The 14,191-nt window shown below is 74.9% G+C and carries 16 protein-coding genes; 9 read left to right on the forward strand and 7 right to left on the reverse strand.

Annotated features, from left to right (window positions below; all coding sequences use genetic code 11):
• The first annotated feature begins 234 nt into the window (after nt 1-234).
• The gene (locus IH54_RS41975; protein ID WP_078862597.1) at nt 235-2,163 is read left to right on the forward strand and encodes an amidase; all 1,929 of its coding nucleotides are present in this window, start codon (nt 235-237) and stop codon (nt 2,161-2,163) included.
• Nucleotides 2,160-2,330 (forward strand): hypothetical protein, encoded by a 171-nt coding sequence (locus IH54_RS45755; protein WP_159012106.1) that lies wholly within the window; start codon nt 2,160-2,162, stop codon nt 2,328-2,330. The genes IH54_RS41975 and IH54_RS45755 overlap by 4 nt, the downstream gene beginning before the upstream one ends.
• Before the next feature lie 48 nt (nt 2,331-2,378).
• On the opposite strand, the gene IH54_RS45760 is transcribed toward IH54_RS45755, so the two are convergent.
• Complete coding sequence (locus IH54_RS45760; RefSeq protein WP_159012108.1) at nt 2,379-2,522, reverse strand: hypothetical protein; 144 nt, start codon at nt 2,520-2,522, stop codon at nt 2,379-2,381.
• 213 nt (nt 2,523-2,735) lie between these two features.
• Here IH54_RS45760 and IH54_RS0128480 point away from each other — a divergent pair, with 213 nt between their 5' ends.
• Nucleotides 2,736-3,206, forward strand: coding sequence for a PPOX class F420-dependent oxidoreductase (locus IH54_RS0128480; protein WP_078862598.1), 471 nt, complete (start codon nt 2,736-2,738; stop codon nt 3,204-3,206).
• A gap of 42 nt (nt 3,207-3,248) precedes the next feature.
• Here the strand turns inward: IH54_RS0128480 and IH54_RS0128485 are convergent, their stop codons facing one another.
• Complete coding sequence (locus tag IH54_RS0128485) at nt 3,249-4,106, reverse strand: NAD(P)H-binding protein (protein ID WP_031522244.1); 858 nt, start codon at nt 4,104-4,106, stop codon at nt 3,249-3,251.
• A gap of 96 nt (nt 4,107-4,202) precedes the next feature.
• Here IH54_RS0128485 and IH54_RS0128490 point away from each other — a divergent pair, with 96 nt between their 5' ends.
• The 3 genes from IH54_RS0128490 to IH54_RS0128500 all read left to right on the forward strand — a co-directional run bounded on the left by IH54_RS0128490 (nt 4,203) and on the right by IH54_RS0128500 (nt 9,683).
• Nucleotides 4,203-4,604, forward strand: coding sequence for a winged helix-turn-helix transcriptional regulator (locus tag IH54_RS0128490; protein ID WP_052397970.1), 402 nt, complete (start codon nt 4,203-4,205; stop codon nt 4,602-4,604).
• Between the two features lie 87 nt (nt 4,605-4,691).
• Nucleotides 4,692-8,111, forward strand: coding sequence for a hypothetical protein (locus IH54_RS0128495; protein WP_052397971.1), 3,420 nt, complete (start codon nt 4,692-4,694; stop codon nt 8,109-8,111).
• Between the two features lie 87 nt (nt 8,112-8,198).
• Nucleotides 8,199-9,683: a serine hydrolase domain-containing protein gene (locus IH54_RS0128500; protein WP_031522251.1), complete on the forward strand. Its 1,485-nt coding sequence runs from the start codon at nt 8,199-8,201 to the stop codon at nt 9,681-9,683.
• Between the two features lie 70 nt (nt 9,684-9,753).
• On the opposite strand, the gene IH54_RS0128505 is transcribed toward IH54_RS0128500, so the two are convergent.
• From IH54_RS0128505 to IH54_RS0128520, 4 genes are all read right to left on the reverse strand, one after another.
• Nucleotides 9,754-10,122 (reverse strand): VOC family protein, encoded by a 369-nt coding sequence (locus IH54_RS0128505; RefSeq protein WP_031522253.1) that lies wholly within the window; start codon nt 10,120-10,122, stop codon nt 9,754-9,756.
• Between the two features lie 235 nt (nt 10,123-10,357).
• Nucleotides 10,358-10,609: a helix-turn-helix domain-containing protein gene (locus tag IH54_RS0128510; protein WP_031522256.1), complete on the reverse strand. Its 252-nt coding sequence runs from the start codon at nt 10,607-10,609 to the stop codon at nt 10,358-10,360.
• Nucleotides 10,609-11,100, reverse strand: coding sequence for a DUF2975 domain-containing protein (locus tag IH54_RS0128515; RefSeq protein WP_031522258.1), 492 nt, complete (start codon nt 11,098-11,100; stop codon nt 10,609-10,611). Before IH54_RS0128515 ends, IH54_RS0128510 begins: the two co-directional genes overlap by 1 nt.
• Before the next feature lie 123 nt (nt 11,101-11,223).
• Nucleotides 11,224-11,445 carry a hypothetical protein gene (locus IH54_RS0128520; protein WP_031522260.1) on the reverse strand — a complete coding sequence of 74 codons (222 nt, stop codon included), beginning with the start codon at nt 11,443-11,445 and terminating at the stop codon, nt 11,224-11,226.
• Between the two features lie 37 nt (nt 11,446-11,482).
• On the opposite strand from IH54_RS0128520, the gene IH54_RS0128525 reads away from it, so the two are divergent.
• Nucleotides 11,483-11,755, forward strand: coding sequence for a hypothetical protein (locus tag IH54_RS0128525; protein WP_159012110.1), 273 nt, complete (start codon nt 11,483-11,485; stop codon nt 11,753-11,755).
• A 162-nt stretch (nt 11,756-11,917) separates the two neighbouring features.
• Nucleotides 11,918-12,679: an isocitrate lyase/PEP mutase family protein gene (locus IH54_RS0128530; protein WP_031522265.1), complete on the forward strand. Its 762-nt coding sequence runs from the start codon at nt 11,918-11,920 to the stop codon at nt 12,677-12,679.
• A gap of 89 nt (nt 12,680-12,768) precedes the next feature.
• Here IH54_RS0128530 and IH54_RS0128535 read toward each other — a convergent pair whose 3' ends face one another.
• Nucleotides 12,769-13,182 (reverse strand): winged helix-turn-helix transcriptional regulator, encoded by a 414-nt coding sequence (locus IH54_RS0128535; RefSeq protein ID WP_031522267.1) that lies wholly within the window; start codon nt 13,180-13,182, stop codon nt 12,769-12,771.
• A gap of 101 nt (nt 13,183-13,283) precedes the next feature.
• Here IH54_RS0128535 and IH54_RS0128540 point away from each other — a divergent pair, with 101 nt between their 5' ends.
• Complete coding sequence (locus tag IH54_RS0128540; RefSeq protein WP_031522270.1) at nt 13,284-14,135, forward strand: alpha/beta fold hydrolase; 852 nt, start codon at nt 13,284-13,286, stop codon at nt 14,133-14,135.
• The last annotated feature ends 56 nt before the right edge of the window (nt 14,136-14,191 follow it).

Raw genomic sequence — 14,191 nt, forward strand, 5'->3', positions numbered from 1 at the left:
CAGTGGATCCTTGACGGCCGGTTGGACCGGATTGGGCCACCTTTGGTGCGGCGGTGAATGTGATGTGCGGGACACCCGCCGGAAATAAATCGGTGAACTGGATTCATCGTGCATGAAAGACGTCTCCGGTGGCTTCCCTGCGTCGTGCCGCGCGGCCTAAAGTCTCCCGTGGGGCGCGAATGCAAATTCGCCGGCCCTTTTCTTCTCCCCCCGTTAAGGACAGGAAAGCCGTACATGACGCCAGAACGTGCCAGGTCCACCCGACCCTCCCGCGCCGGAACCGCGCCCGCGGGGGTGAGCCGCCGGGCCGTGCTCGGCGGGGCCGCCGCGGTGACCGGCGCCGCCGCCGTCTCCGCGGCCGCCGCGACGCCCGCCGCGGCAGCCCCCGGGGCCGGGGGCTCCGCCGACTCCACCGCCGCCGCCCGGCTGCCGGCCGCTCTGCCGCCGGCCTCCTCCGTCAAGAAGCGCGCCCGGCTGGTCGACTACGAGGTGGTCGAGCTGGCGGCACTGATGCGGGCCCGGGCCGTCACGGCCGTAGAGGTCACCAAGGCGTACCTGGACCGTATCGACCGCTTCAACGGGCCGTTCGAGACCTACGGTGACAACGGCCTGTACAACGCCTTCGTCCGCATCGACCGGGAGGGGGCGCTCGCCCAGGCGGCCGCCGCGGACGCGCGCTTCGCCAGGGCGCGGCACACCCATGAGGACCTGCCGCCGCTGCTGGGCATCCCCTTCGGCATCAAGGACTCCGTCGCCGTCGAGGGACTCGACGCCAAGGACGGCAGCCACGCCTTCGACGGCAACACCGCGCTGCGCGACGCGACGGTCGTGCACCGGCTCCGCGAGGCCGGCGCGGTGATACTCGGGCACACCGTCTGCTCGGCCTTCTCCGGCTCCATCACCGGCACCTTCGCCGGCAACGCCTGGAACAAGGACTACGTGCCCGGCGGTTCGAGCCAGGGCTCCGGCGTCGCCCCGGTCGCCCGGCTCGCCGCGGCCTGCATCGGCGAGGAGACCGGCGGCTCGATCATGATGCCCTCGGCCGCGAACGGCGCCAGCGGCATCAAGCCGTCGCTCGGCACGAGTTCGGTCGCCGGACTGATGCCGCTGTCGCCCGGCTACGACGTGCTCGGTCCCATCGCCCGCTCGGTGCGCGACGCGTCGCTGATCCTCTCCGTCATCCTCGGCCCCGACCCGGCGAACGACCCGCTGACGCTCGCCGCGCCCGAGCCCTTCCCCGCGATGCCGCTCACCGCCCGCAAGGGCCGCCGCCCGCTGGCCGGCGTCACCATCGGCATCCCGCAGTCCGACTGGATGCGCACCGGCCGCGGCGTCCAGACCGGCACCGCGCCCCAGGACACCTACGACGCCGACCACCTGGCCGCGTTCGAGCGCCTGAAGCAGCAACTGGCCTCGCTGGGCGCCACGGTGAAGGACTTCCCCGGCCTGGACGTCACGGTCGCGGCCAACGACCCGTACTTCTCCAGCTCCGACGTGCTCGCGACGGTCGACGGCTCCCCGGTCTCGCCCTCCTCGGCGGTGCTCAGCCCCAACCGCTACGAGATCCGCTACTGGGACGCGGTCAAGGACTTCGCCGCCACCCGCCCCGCCGACCAGGCCGCCGCGCTGCTCGCGCAGTACGGCCGCAAGGCGCCCGGCGAGAGCGCGGCCTCCTTCGAGTCGGCGACCCGCTTCGCGGGCCTGATCCCGGCGTCCGTGCGCGTCGAGGGCGAGCGGCGGCGGCGAACCCTGCAGGCCAACTACCAGGCCGCGCTGGACGAGGCGGGCGTGGACTTCATGCTCGTCCTGTCGCTCGGCGCGCAGATCGGGCTGCGCAGCGGCGGCGGCTTCCCGGTCTACCGGGCGTACTACCAGCTCCCCAACGCCCTCGCCTGGCCGATGGTCTCCTTCCCCGTCGGCTACGACAGCACCGTCGGCCTGCCGATCGCCGCGCAGTTCTGGGGCCCGCGCTTCAGCGAGCCGCAGATCGTGCAGGCCGCGATCGACTACCAGGACCACTTCCCGCAGTACCACAACGCCGCCCCGCCCGACCCGGTCGCCGACGCGCCGAAGGTCGCGCCGCGCATGCTGCGCACGGCCGAGCCGGCAACCCCGCCCGAGCTGTCCAACGACCCGCTGGTCGCCGAGGAGGCCCTGCGATGAGCTTCCTGACGGTCGGCTGGCAGCCGGTGATCAACGCCGGGCTGCTGCCGCAGCACCCGGGGGACGACACCGAGCCCGTCGCCACGGTCGGCTGGCTGCCCAAGCTCGGCACCGCCTTCTACCCCTACCCCGACGACGACCCCGAGGCGCCGCCGCCCCGCGGGTGACCGCGCCCGCGGCGGCAGGTTCCACACGGCACAGGGGGTGATGCGGGCTCAGGGGGTGATGCGGACGACGAACGCGACGGCGAACCGGGTCACACCGTCGGTGCTCTTCACGGCGAAGTTCCCGCTGGCCCCGTAGGAGCCGGCCACGAACGGGTCGCCGCCGTTCCGGCCGGCGCTGCCGCCGGTGCTCACCGTCCCCGCCGGGCACGGCAGGCTCGCCGTCGCCTACCCGCCGGGCGGCACCGCCACGTCCTCGCCCCGGTAGCGCCCGACGGACGCGTCCGGTGACGCGCCCTGGGGCGGTACGGGCGGAATCGGGGGCGGCGGCGCGGGCGTTCCCCTCCCGGAGCAGGCCGGCCCGCGTCCGGCGGGACCCGGCCAGGACACCGCCACCGAGGAGCGACCGTGAGCCCGCAGAACCCCGAGAAGCCCGCCGACGTGACGCCCGAGCTGCTGCGCACCCAGCGCACCGGCGTCCTCGTCACCCTCAAGCGCGACGGCCGCCCGCAGCTGTCGAACGTGTCCTTCACCTACGACGACGCGACGCGGCTGGTGCGCATCTCGGCCACCGACGGCCGCGCCAAGACCCGCAACCTGCGCCGCGACCCGCGCGCGAGCTTCTACGTCACCGGGCCCGACCTGCAGGCGTACCTGGTCGTCGAGGGCGACGCCGAGATCACCCCGGTGGCGGCAGACCCGCACGACGCGACGGTCGACGAGCTGGTCGAGGTCTACCGGGCGATCGTCGGCGAGCACCCGGACTGGGACGAGTACCGCGCGGCGATGGTCGCGGACGGGCGGCTGGTGATCAGCCTGCGCGCCGACCGCGGCTACGGGCTGGGGGCCGCCGGCCCGTTCAGCGGTCCGCTGGGCTGACCGCCGAACGGGCGCGGACGCGCGGAGTGGCGCCGCCCCCGGTCAGTTCTTGAGCGCTTCGGCCACCGCGTCGGCGAGGGTGCCGGTGGGGCGGCCGATGAGGCGGGCCAGATCGCCGCTCCCGCCTTCGAGCAGGCCGGTGCGGATCGCGTTGACGTCGACGTCGACGAGGACCTCGGCGACGGGGACGGGAAGGCCGGCGCCGACCAGGACGTCCAGCAGCCGCGGGGCGTCCAGGTCGTGGTGGTCGACCTGCGTGCCGCTCTGCCGGGTCAGCTCGGCGGCGTACTCGGCCAGCGTGAAGGTGTCGTCGCCGCTCAGCTCGTAGGCGGTGTTGTCGTGCCCGCCGGTGGTCAGGACCGCGGCGGCCGCCTCCGCGTAGTCGGCGCGCGGGGCGGCGCCTATGCGGCCGGCCCCGGCGGCGCCGGCGACCCCGTGGGCGAGCTGCACGGGGATCTGCGCGGTGTAGTTCTCGGTGTACCAGCCGTTGCGCAGGAAGGTGTGGACCAGGCCGGAGTCCACGATCAGCTGCTCGGTCGCCTTGTGCTCGTCGGCGAGCACGAAGTCGGCGGCGGGGCCGCCGAGGATGCCGGTGTAGACCAGCCGGGCCACGCCCGCGGCCTTGGCGGCCCCGACGACTGCGGTGTGCTGGGGCACCCGCCTGCCCACCGTGTCGCCGGAGATCAGCAGCACGGTGTCCCCGGCGCGGAAGGCGCCGGCCAGGGTCTCGGGGCGGTCGTAGTCGGCCGTCCGGACCTCGACGCCCTGCTCGGCGAGACCGGACGCCTTCTGCGGGTCGCGCACGGCGGCGACGACCTCGCTCGCCGGGACGCGCCGCAGCAGCGCGGCGGTCACGAGACGGCCCAGCTGCCCGGTGGCTCCGGTGACGACAATGCTCATGAAAGTCTCCAAAATCCCTTTTGATCTCCTGCCTCACTCACTTTATGGGGGGTTCAGGCCTGAGTGGAAGTACGCACTTTTGGGTAAGCTCGGTCCATGACCGACACCCCGGCCGCCCGCGGGGCGGCGACGCTGCCCTTCGACGCGCTGTCCGCCGACTGCCCGTCCCGGTCCGTGGTGGACCGGCTGACCAGCCGCTGGGGCGTGCTCGTCCTGGCCGCCCTGCGGCGCGGGCGGGTGATGCGGTTCAGCGAGCTGCGCCGCACGGTCGAGGGCGTGAGCGAGAAGATGCTGGCCCAGACCCTGCAAGGCCTGGAGCGCGAAGGCCTGGTGCACCGCGAGGCCCGCCCCGTGGTGCCGCCGCACGTGGAGTACACCCTCACGCCCTCGGGGGAGGAGGCGGCCGTGCTGGTCATCGGCCTGGTCTCCTGGGCGGAGGCCAACACCGAGGCAATCGTGCGCGCCCGCGCGTCGTACGACGGCCGCCGCACCGCCTGAGCGCGGCCGCGTCACCGGCGTCGGCGGCCTGCCCGTGCGCCGAAAACCCGTACGGGCGGCGGACCGTGCCGCAGCACAATGACGGGCATGTCCGTCCAGCCGCACGATCCGCGCACCACCGCAGGCCGCGATCCGCGTGCCGCCGTCGACGAGCTGCTCGCCCGGCTCGACCCGCTCGCCCACCCCGCCCGGAGCCGGGCGCTCGCCGCATGGGCGCGTGAGCGCGCGGGGAGCGGGGGGCTGGGCACGCTGCTGGCCGAGCTGGAGACGCGCGGGACGTACGGGCGGCGGCTCGCCGCCGTCGCCGCGTGCGCGGGCCAGGACGCCGGCCACCTCGCGGACCGGCTGGCCGACCCCGACCCGGCCGTGCGCGGGCACGCCCTGCGGGCCTCGCGTCACCTGCCGATCAGCGACGACGCACTGGAGCGGGCGATGGAGGACGCTCCCGGGGTGGTACGCGCGGCGGTCGAGGCCGCGGTCGTCGCGGGCGGGCGGACCGCGCTCGCCGAGCGGCTGATCGGGCCCGTCCGCGAGCGGTGGGGGGAAGCGGAGGCGGTACGGCTGCTGCCGGGCTGCGGGACGGAGACGGTACGGGCGCTGCTGCCCGGACTCTTCCCGGCGGTGACGCACTGGCGCGTGCTGGCCCGCCGCCACCCGGACGCGGTGCTCGACGAGGCGGCCCGGCAGCTCGCCGGACTGCCCGAAGCGGCGCGCGCCGACTGGTGGCTGCGCAACGGGGACATCTTCCCCGCGGCGGCCGAGGCCCTTCCCACGCGCGTCCTGGACGTGCTGGAGGAGCACTGCCCGCCGCATCTGCCGTTCGCCGTGCGCGCGTGCCTGGCGCCGCTGCTGCGGGCGGCCCCGGGGCGGACGATCGGCCTGCTCACCGCCCCGGAGCGGGCCGCCCGGCCGGCACCGGGCCTGGTGTCCCGCACCGCGCTGGGCCGGATCGCCCGGCGCGGGGTGCCGGAGCTGACCGACCTCGGCCGGGAGTGGAGCCGCAACCCGGAGGCCTACGCGCTGCTGCTGCGCGCGCTGCCGCCGCCGGAGCGCGAGGCCTTCCACGACACCGTGACCGCGGGCCGGGACCTGAGCCGTACCGCCCTCGCCGACTGCGTGCTGGAGGCGCTGCCCCGCCGCCGCGCGCAGGCCGAGGCGCGGCGGATGGCGGAGCAGGCAGCGGAACGGGGGGAGAGCTGGCTCACCGTGCTCGCCGCCGTGGCCCACCTGCCGGTGGGCGAGGCGCGGGAGCGGCTGCTCGCCGCGACCCGCCGGCCCGCGGCGGAGAGCCGCGCGGCGGCGTATCCGCTGCTGGTCCGCAACGCGGCCCGCTCCGGCGACCCGGCGGCCGTCGCCGTCCTGCTCGGCGACCTCCAGCGGCTGCGCAACGAGCAGGAACCCGTACGCGGCCCCGCCCTCCTCGCCCTCGCCGAGGTGCCGCCGCGGCTCTTCTCCGGCGCGGACAAGCCCCGCCTCGACACGATCACCGCCGACGCCGTCGAGGCCCGCGACAGCTCCGGGCGGACATGGCACGCCCTTTCCGCACTGGCCGTCAGGATGCTGCGCGAGCACGCGGTGAGCGGCGAACGCGACCTGCTGGCCTGGGCGCTGGAGACCGTGACCCGGCTGTCCGGGCACACCGGCGGCCACGCACTGGGACACCTCGACGCCGGGCTGCGCAAGGGGCAGGAATTCCAGGTCTTCGAGGCGCTGCGCCCCTGGCTGGAGGCGGGCGCGGACAAGGCCGACCACTCGCTCACCTTCGCCCTGGCACGCGCGCTCGGCCGGCGCGCCCACCGCATGCCGGAACTCCAGGAACTCCTGTGGGAGGCGGTCCGGTCCGGCAACGACACCACCGTGCGCCACGCGGTCGACCTGCTCCTCGACGACCCGGCACGACGGGACGGGCGCACGGAGCGGATCCTCGAACTGGAGCCCTCGGCAGCCGTGCTCCCGCCCGTGCTGCAGGTCCTGACGCGCCGCAGGACGGACCTGCTGGACGCCGTCCTCACCGACACCCCGCCGTACGGGCGCTTCCTCACCCCGGGCACCCCGTGGCTGCCGCCCGTCGACGGCATCCACACCTGGCTGCCCCGCCAGCAGGCCGCCGCCGCGCGGCTGCTGGCCCGGGCCGCCGCGGACGCCGGGCTCCCCCAGTCGATCCGGGCCGCGCACATACGGGCGCTGGCCGCCGTCCCCGAGCACGGCTTCAAGGCCGTGCGCCGCTGGACCGGCTCCCCGGCCACCGTGCTCGCCGAGGCGGCCCTCGCCGCGCTGGCGTGGACCGACCGCCCCGCCGACGCGCTGCCGCTGCTGCTGGAGCACGCCGGCGACGACCGGGCGCGGGTCGCCGTCCACGCCGCGCACCGCGTGTGCGAGCGCATCGCCCCGTCCGCGCTGGAGGCGGTGCTGCGCGCCGCGCTGCTGCCCGGCGCCGGCGGTGCCCCCGCGGCGGCCAAGGTCACCAGCCGGAAGGAGTTCGTACGGCTCGCCGCCGCCGGGCTGCCCGTCAGCACCGCGGCCGGCATCGTCGCCGGCACCTTCGACCTCCCGGACCAGCACCCCGACGTACGGGCGGCGTGCGTGGCCGTCGCCGCCGGGCTGCTGCCCGCGCCTGCCGCGTGGGGGCTGCTCGAAGCCGCCGCCGACGGCCCGCCCGTCACCCGGACGGCCCTGCTGCGGGTACGCCCCTACGAGCTCCGCGCCCTGGAGCGGCCGCGCTTCGCACGGCTGGTGGGCCGCGTCACCCACACCCCCGACCGGGAGACCGCCGACCTCGCGGCGGGCCTGCTCGCCGTGTGGGCACCGTGGTACCCCGAGGCCGGACCGCTGCTGGCCGCCCGGACCACCGACCTCGGCAACCGCACCGCCTGGCACGCGGCGGCGGACGGCCTCGTGGCCCTCGCCGCCGCACCGGACGGGGACGGCCCGCTGCTGGACGCCCTGGCCCGGCTCGCCGCCGTCCCCGCGGACCACCTCGACGCCGAGGCCGAACGCGACCTGCCCGCCCGCCGGCGACTCGCCCACCTCGTGACCCGGCTCGCGTCCGCGGCAGCCCCGCGCCCGGCCGCGGCCCACCGGGCGGCGGCCGGGCGCGCCGCCGAACTCCTGTGCGCCGCCCCCGGCTTCCTGCCCCAGGGGGCACAACTCGCCGCCACGGCCCTGGACCTCGACGCGACCGCCCCGCAACTGCTCGGCGGGCTGGACGACCTGGCCGGCCTGCACGCGGACCGTCCGCTGCTCGCCGACCGCACCGCGAGCACCCTCCGCAGCCGCCTCACCGCCGCCCACCACCCCGGTGACCCGCTCGTGCTCCTGGCGGCCGCCGAGCGTCTCACCCTGGCCGGCACCCACGCCGCGGGGCTGCTGGCCCTCGCGGTCACCCAGGCACTGGGCTCGCGTACCTCCTGGCCGCAGGAGTGGCGGGCCAGGCTGCGCGCCCTGCGCCGCCACGCCTGCCCGGACGTCCGGGACGCGGCCCTGGCGGTGACCACAGCGGCGGAGTGACCCGCGCCACCCGCCGGACCGGGCGCGGAGGCGTTGACACCCGCAGGCTCCGATGGGTGGACTGGGGATGATCACCTGGAGGAACACATGAGCACCCACGCCGGCCGCCCGCTGCCGACCAGCACTCCGGCCGCCGAGGGCGTGGACGCGCGCGGCGTCCACGCCTTCCTCGACGCGCTGGAGGCCGCGCCTGGCATCGACCCCCACGGCGTCATGCTGCTGCGGAACGGGCGCCTGGTCGCCGAGGGCTGGTGGGCGCCGCGCACCCCGGACCGGCCGCAGCTGCTCTACTCCCTGAGCAAGAGCTTCACCTCGGCCGCCGCGGGCCTGGCCGCCGCCGACGGCCTGCTCGACCTGGACGCGCCGGTGGTCTCCTACTTCCCCCGGTTCGAGGCGGAGATCACCGATCCGCGCAGCCGGTCGATGCTGGTGCGGCACATCGCGTCCATGGCCAGCGGGCACGAGTCCGACACGTGGGAGCGCGTTCTCGTCGCCGACCGGGCCGAGCCCGTGCGCGGCTTCCTGTCCCTCCCGCCGGACCGCGAACCCGGCACGGTCTTCGCGTACAACCAGTCCTGCACGTACACCCTGGGCGCCATCGTGCAGCACGTGACGGGGCAGTCCCTGACCGGCTATCTGCGCGAGCGGCTGTTCGATCCGCTCGGCATCGCCGAGACCGTCTGGGAGCAGTTCCCGGCCGGGCGCGACCTGGGCTTCAGCGGGATGTACGCCACGACGGACGCGGTCGCCCGCCTCGGGCAGCTCCTCCTCCAGGGCGGGGTCTGGGAGGGCAGGCAGCTGCTCCCCGCCGGGTGGGTGGCCGAGGCGACCCGCGCGCACGTGCCGAACGGCGACGGGACGGCCGAGGGCGCGGCGAACTCCGACTGGCAGCAGGGCTACGGACTCCAGTTCTGGATGTCCCGGCACGGCTTCCGCGGTGACGGGGCGTACGGCCAGTACTGCGTGGTGCTGCCCGAGCACGACGCCGTGCTCGCCCTGACCTCGCAGACCCTGGACCTGCAAGAGGTGCTGGACGCGGCGTGGCGGCACCTGCTGCCCGCGTTCGGTGACGCCACGCTGACGGACCGCGAGAAGGACGACGAGTCGCTGCGGCTGCGCCTGTCGCGGCTCGCGCTGCCGGGGGTCGCGGGCGAGGCCGCGCCCCCGGCCGGTGCGGGGGAGTGGGCGGGCGCGCGGTTCGCACCGGCGGGCGGCACCTGCGACGAGCAGCCGACGCTGACTCAGGTGAGCCTGCGGCGGGACGACGCGACCGGCTGGTCGCTCGCCCTGACCGAGGGCGAGCGGACCTTCGCCCTCGGCTTCGCCCCCGGCGGCTGGACCACGACCGAAGGCGGCCCCGGGATGCCGCCGTGCGCGGTCAGCGCCGGGTGGACGGACCGGGACACGTTCACCGCGACCGTGTGCTTCCTGGAGACCCCGCACAGCCTGGACCTGCGATGCGAGCTGTCCGACCTGCCCGAGCCGTTCACGGGCACCTTCACCGCGGCCTGGCGTACCCGGCCGCTGCACCCCCGGCCGCTGCTGCACCGCATGCACGGGCCACGCCACTGAGACACGCCGCTGGGCCACGCCCGGCGGCGCGCTGCCGCCGGGCGTGGCCGCGCCGATCGCGGCTCCGCCCTCACCGGGCCGGGATCGGCTGGGTGAGGTTCACCGCGTTCCCCTCGGGGTCCTTGACGTGGGCGACGCGCAGGCCCCACGGCATGTCGTTGGGCCCTCCGCCGACCGAGCCGCCCAGCGCCGCCACGCGGCCGAGTGTCTCCTCGACGTCGTCGACGGCGATGCTGAGCACGACCCGCGGCGCCGCACCGGTCGGCGCGTCCGGCCTGGCCACCAGCCCGAGCTCGGAGTCGCCGACGCGCAGGCCGACGTAGAAGGCCGGGCCCTGCGCCGGCTCCCGGAAGATCTCCTCGGCTCCGAGCAGCTTCGTGTAGAAGCCGAGCAGGACGTCGAGGCCGGTGGTGATGATCACTGGCTGGATGGTGGACATGGCACTCCTGTCGGGAACGGTCGTCTCGCGTGACAGACCGTCCGGGGACGCCGAACTCATCGGCGGGACGCCCTCGTCCGACGATCCGCCCCCCGCCCGCATGCCGCCTCCTCCGCCGCCCGGGACCTGGTCACCCGCCGCCCCTCCTCGCGGCGGGCCCGGGGTGCCGGGCCGGGCGGGCGTATCCGGGGCGTCCGGAAGCTGCGCACGCCCGTCGTCATGAGCCCCGCCGGCATCACCCGGTGTGCGCGTCGGCGGGGACGGCTCGCTCGCCCGTGGTGTCCTCGGCCTCCCAGCGGAGCAGGTCACCCGGCTGGCAGTCCAGCACCTCGCAGAGCGCGGCGAGCGTCGCGAAGCGCACCGCCTTGGCGCGGCCGTTCTTCAGCACCGCCAGGTTGGCGGGCGTGATCCCCACGCGGTCGGCGAGCTCGCCCACCGACATCTTCCGCCTGGCCAGCATCACGTCGATGTCGACGGCGATCGGCATCAGATCACCCCGTCCAGCTCGGCCTGCATCCGGGCCGCTTCGAGGTCGCGGGCGACGGCCTGGGTGAGGAGCGTCCGCAGTACGAGCACGATGAGTGCGACCCCCAGGACGGCCACGCCGATCCCGCCCATGACGAGCGTGACTCCCGGGTCGTCCCGCTGGCCCGGCGCGTTCACGGCCGTGACCGCGAACCACACGAGAGCGGCCGCGACGATCGCGCCGATGATGCCGTCCAGGTAGCGGAAGGCGGCATGCGAGAACACGGTTCCGCCCCGCACCATCGTGACCAGCCGCCACACGCAGACCAGGACGACCTGGACCGCCCCGACGCCCAGGACCGTGAGCACGCGCAGCGCCGTCAGCGGGAGCGTCCCGTCCTCCGGGTCACTCCCGCTGAGCAGCACCCACACCATCAATGCCTGGACGAACACGGTCCCGGTGAAAACCACCGCGAGCACGACGCGCAGCGCCCGCACTGCCAGCTTTCCCATGACCCCATCCCTATATCGATCAACGATCGGAATCTATCGAATCTCGATAGATGGAGCAAGGTTCGGACGTCGTGAGGGCCTGGCGGGCTTCCCCTTTCGCCCTCGGGGCGGCGCCGGGCCGGATCACCCGGCGTCGATCGGCTGCCCGTCGAACTCCCCGCCGTCACAGGTCAGTGCGCCGTTCTTCGCGACGGGGTGACCGTGGCCGACGAGGCAGTCCTCCATCCAGATGCCGGCGCCCGAAGCGGCGGAGGACGAAGCGTAGGCGGGGACCGCCGCCAGGGCTGTCGGCGCGGCCGCGGCCAGGACGGCGGTGAGCAGTGCGGTGGTGACGATGCGTCGCATCGGTGGCGCTCCTTCGGAGGGGACGGTGAGGACGTTCATGCGCATTGCAGGTACTTCCCAACCGCATCGGGAATATGCCACTGTCACCCGAAGTATCCGCCTAATCCGGCGACGCGAGATCACCTACCCCGTCACCACCGTCGTCCACGCCGCAGACCAGGAGATCGTCACCTCCACCGGCACGGTCACCGCCGGTTACGGGCTCGGCTCGCTCTCCGAGCGCATCGCCGTCCACCCCGGCCTCGGCCTCCTCGACCGCCTGGGCTTGCACGACCACCCGGCAGACCGGCCTGCTGTCACCGTCGTCTGACGCCGCACCAGGAGCCTGCCGCCGGCCGACGACTTTCGGCCCCGCGCCGGGTCTGAACAAGTGACCCGGTCCCCGCGCGAGCGGGGGTCCGTGCTCCAGCGGTCCTGGAACGGGCCGCCGGACGAGGTCGACTGCTGCCGTTCATGATGCGAGGAGAATTCGATGGCTGCTGATCTGGCGGAACTGAAGGCTCGGGCGGCCCGGCTCCGCGAACTGCACACCGGTGACCTCCTGGTGCTGCCCAATGCCTGGGACGCGGCGAGCGCCGTGGTCGTGTCGGAGGCGGGATTCCCCGCGGTCGCCACCACCAGCGCGGCCGTGGCCGCCGTGCTCGGTCACCCCGACGGTGAGAAGGCGCCGTGGGAGGAGATGTTCGCCGCCGCGGGGCGGGTGGCACGGGCCGTTCCGGTCCCCGTCACCGTGGACGCCGAGGCCGGCTACGGCATGGCGCCGCACGAACTGGTGGGCCGCCTGCTGGACATCGGCGCGGTCGGCTGCAACCTGGAGGACACCGACCACCGCGCGGGCGGCCTCACCGAGGCCGGCGCGCAGGCCCAGTGGCTCGCCGAGGTCCGCTCCGCCGCCGACGACGCCGGCGTCCCGATCGTCGTCAACGCCCGCGTCGACACCTTCCTGCCGCCCTCCGGGCTGACCGGGCCGTCCCGGCTCACCGAGGCGGTACGCAGGGGCCGGCTCTACCTGGAGGCCGGAGCCGACTGCGTCTACCCCATCGGCGTGCGGGACAGGAGTGACATCGCCACCCTCGTGGAAGAGCTTCCCGGCCCCGTCAACGGCAACACCGGCGAGCACCTGGACCTGGCGGCGCTCAGGGAGCTGGGGGTCGCCCGCGTGTCCTTCGGGCCCCGCTTCCACCGGGCGGCCATGTCCGATCTGCGGGTGGCGGTGGAGAAGCTCCTGGCCTGACCCGGCCGGACCGCGCCCCCGCCGGGTGCTCCTGCCCCATGGCCGACCGGCAGGCCGGGCGCGGACTCGGCGGCAGGCAGAGGACCGCTTCAGCCAGGAGGCGACCCGTCGGCGAGCTGGTTGCTGCGGTCGATCTCCGGCATGTGCGTCTCGGCCCAGACCCGCAGGGCGGAGAGCGGTCTTTCGAGGGACAGGCCGAGTTCGGTGAGCCGGTAGTGGACGGCGGGCGGCACGGTGGGTTCCACGCGGCGAGCGACCAGGCCGTCGCGGACCAGGCTCTGCAGGGTGACGGACAGCATCTTCTGTGAGATGCCGGGGATACGGCGCCGCAGTTCCGCGAAGCGGAGCTCGTCCGGAGCCTCCTCGGCCAGCACCTTGACCGCCATCGACGTCCACTTGGTGCCGATCCGGTCGAGCAACTGGCGGACCGGGCAGCGCGGATCCAGCAGATCACCCCGCTCGCCGGGCCGCCGGACGGGTTCGCCGGGCTTCGATGCGGTCACTCGGGGCTCACCACCTGAAGGGAAAGTGCCGTCTTGGACGGACCAGGATAGTTCCATAGCGTGACCTGGTCACCAATCCTCACCACCCCTGGAGCCCCTCCATGCCCGAACTGCGGCGCGTCCCCGTCAACGGCGTCGAACTGAACGTCGCTCTCGCCGGATCGGGCCCGGCCGTACTGCTGCTGCACGGTTTCCCGCACACATGGGAGCTGTGGACGGACGTCATGGCCGACCTGTCCGGCCGCTACCACGTCATCGCGCCGGACCTGCGCGGGTTCGGCGCGAGCAGCGGAGCCGCCTCCGGGTACGACGCGGGCACGCTGGCCGAGGACGCCGCGGCGCTTCTCACCGCGCTCGGCGTGTCCTCGGCCGCGGTGGTGGGCATCGACGCGGGTACCGCGCCGGCCTTCCTGCTCGCCCTGCGCCGCCCCGGCCTCGTCCGGCGCCTGGTCGTCATGGAGTCCCTGCTGGGCACGCTGCCCGGCGCCGAGGACTTCCTCGCCGGCGGGCCGCCGTGGTGGTTCGGCTTCCATTCCGCCGCGCCCGGCCTTGCCGAGACCGTGCTGGAGGGCCACGAGGCCGCGTACGTCGACTGGTTTCTGAATGCCGGCACGCTCGGTGACGGGGTGCGCCCCGCCCTCCGGGACGCCTTCGTCCGCGCGTACACCGGCTGCCGGGCGTTGAGCCGCGCGTTCTCGTACTACCGGGCGCTCCCCGAGAGCGCGGCACAGATCGAGCAGGCGGTCGCCACCGCCCGCCTGACGGTGCCGACGATGGCGCTGGGCGCCCGGCCCGTCGGGGCTGCGCTGGAACGCCAGCTCCGCCCGATCACCGACGATCTCACCGGACACGTCATCGAGGACTGCGGCCACATCATTCCGCTGCACCGCCCACGCGCCCTGCTCGCGCTGCTGCGTCCGTTCCTGGCCGGTGAGGACGCGAAAGCAGCCTGAGGGGCGCCGCCGGCACCGAAGGACGGCAGCCTGCCCGGTCGACGGCCCTCGTAAGA

The organism is Streptomyces sp. NRRL F-5123 (assembly GCF_000721495.1).
In the GTDB taxonomy this organism is placed as follows: domain Bacteria; phylum Actinomycetota; class Actinomycetes; order Streptomycetales; family Streptomycetaceae; genus Actinacidiphila.

Excerpts from the sequence above, each read along its gene's own strand:
- IH54_RS41975 (WP_078862597.1), top strand. The coding sequence starts at position 235 with ATGACGCCAGAACGTGCCAGGTCCACCCGACCCTCCCGCGCCGGAACC.
- IH54_RS45755 (WP_159012106.1), top strand. The coding sequence starts at position 2,160 with ATGAGCTTCCTGACGGTCGGCTGGCAGCCGGTGATCAACGCCGGGCTG.
- IH54_RS0128485 (WP_031522244.1), bottom strand. The coding sequence starts at position 4,106 with ATGAGCATTGTCGTCACCGGAGCCACCGGGCAGCTGGGCCGTCTCGTG.
- IH54_RS0128490 (WP_052397970.1), top strand. The coding sequence starts at position 4,203 with ATGACCGACACCCCGGCCGCCCGCGGGGCGGCGACGCTGCCCTTCGAC.
- IH54_RS0128495 (WP_052397971.1), top strand. The coding sequence starts at position 4,692 with ATGTCCGTCCAGCCGCACGATCCGCGCACCACCGCAGGCCGCGATCCG.
- IH54_RS0128500 (WP_031522251.1), top strand. The coding sequence starts at position 8,199 with ATGAGCACCCACGCCGGCCGCCCGCTGCCGACCAGCACTCCGGCCGCC.
- IH54_RS0128505 (WP_031522253.1), bottom strand. The coding sequence starts at position 10,122 with ATGTCCACCATCCAGCCAGTGATCATCACCACCGGCCTCGACGTCCTG.
- IH54_RS0128510 (WP_031522256.1), bottom strand. The coding sequence starts at position 10,609 with ATGCCGATCGCCGTCGACATCGACGTGATGCTGGCCAGGCGGAAGATG.
- IH54_RS0128515 (WP_031522258.1), bottom strand. The coding sequence starts at position 11,100 with ATGGGAAAGCTGGCAGTGCGGGCGCTGCGCGTCGTGCTCGCGGTGGTT.
- IH54_RS0128520 (WP_031522260.1), bottom strand. The coding sequence starts at position 11,445 with ATGCGACGCATCGTCACCACCGCACTGCTCACCGCCGTCCTGGCCGCG.
- IH54_RS0128525 (WP_159012110.1), top strand. The coding sequence starts at position 11,483 with ATGCGCATTGCAGGTACTTCCCAACCGCATCGGGAATATGCCACTGTC.
- IH54_RS0128530 (WP_031522265.1), top strand. The coding sequence starts at position 11,918 with ATGGCTGCTGATCTGGCGGAACTGAAGGCTCGGGCGGCCCGGCTCCGC.
- IH54_RS0128540 (WP_031522270.1), top strand. The coding sequence starts at position 13,284 with ATGCCCGAACTGCGGCGCGTCCCCGTCAACGGCGTCGAACTGAACGTC.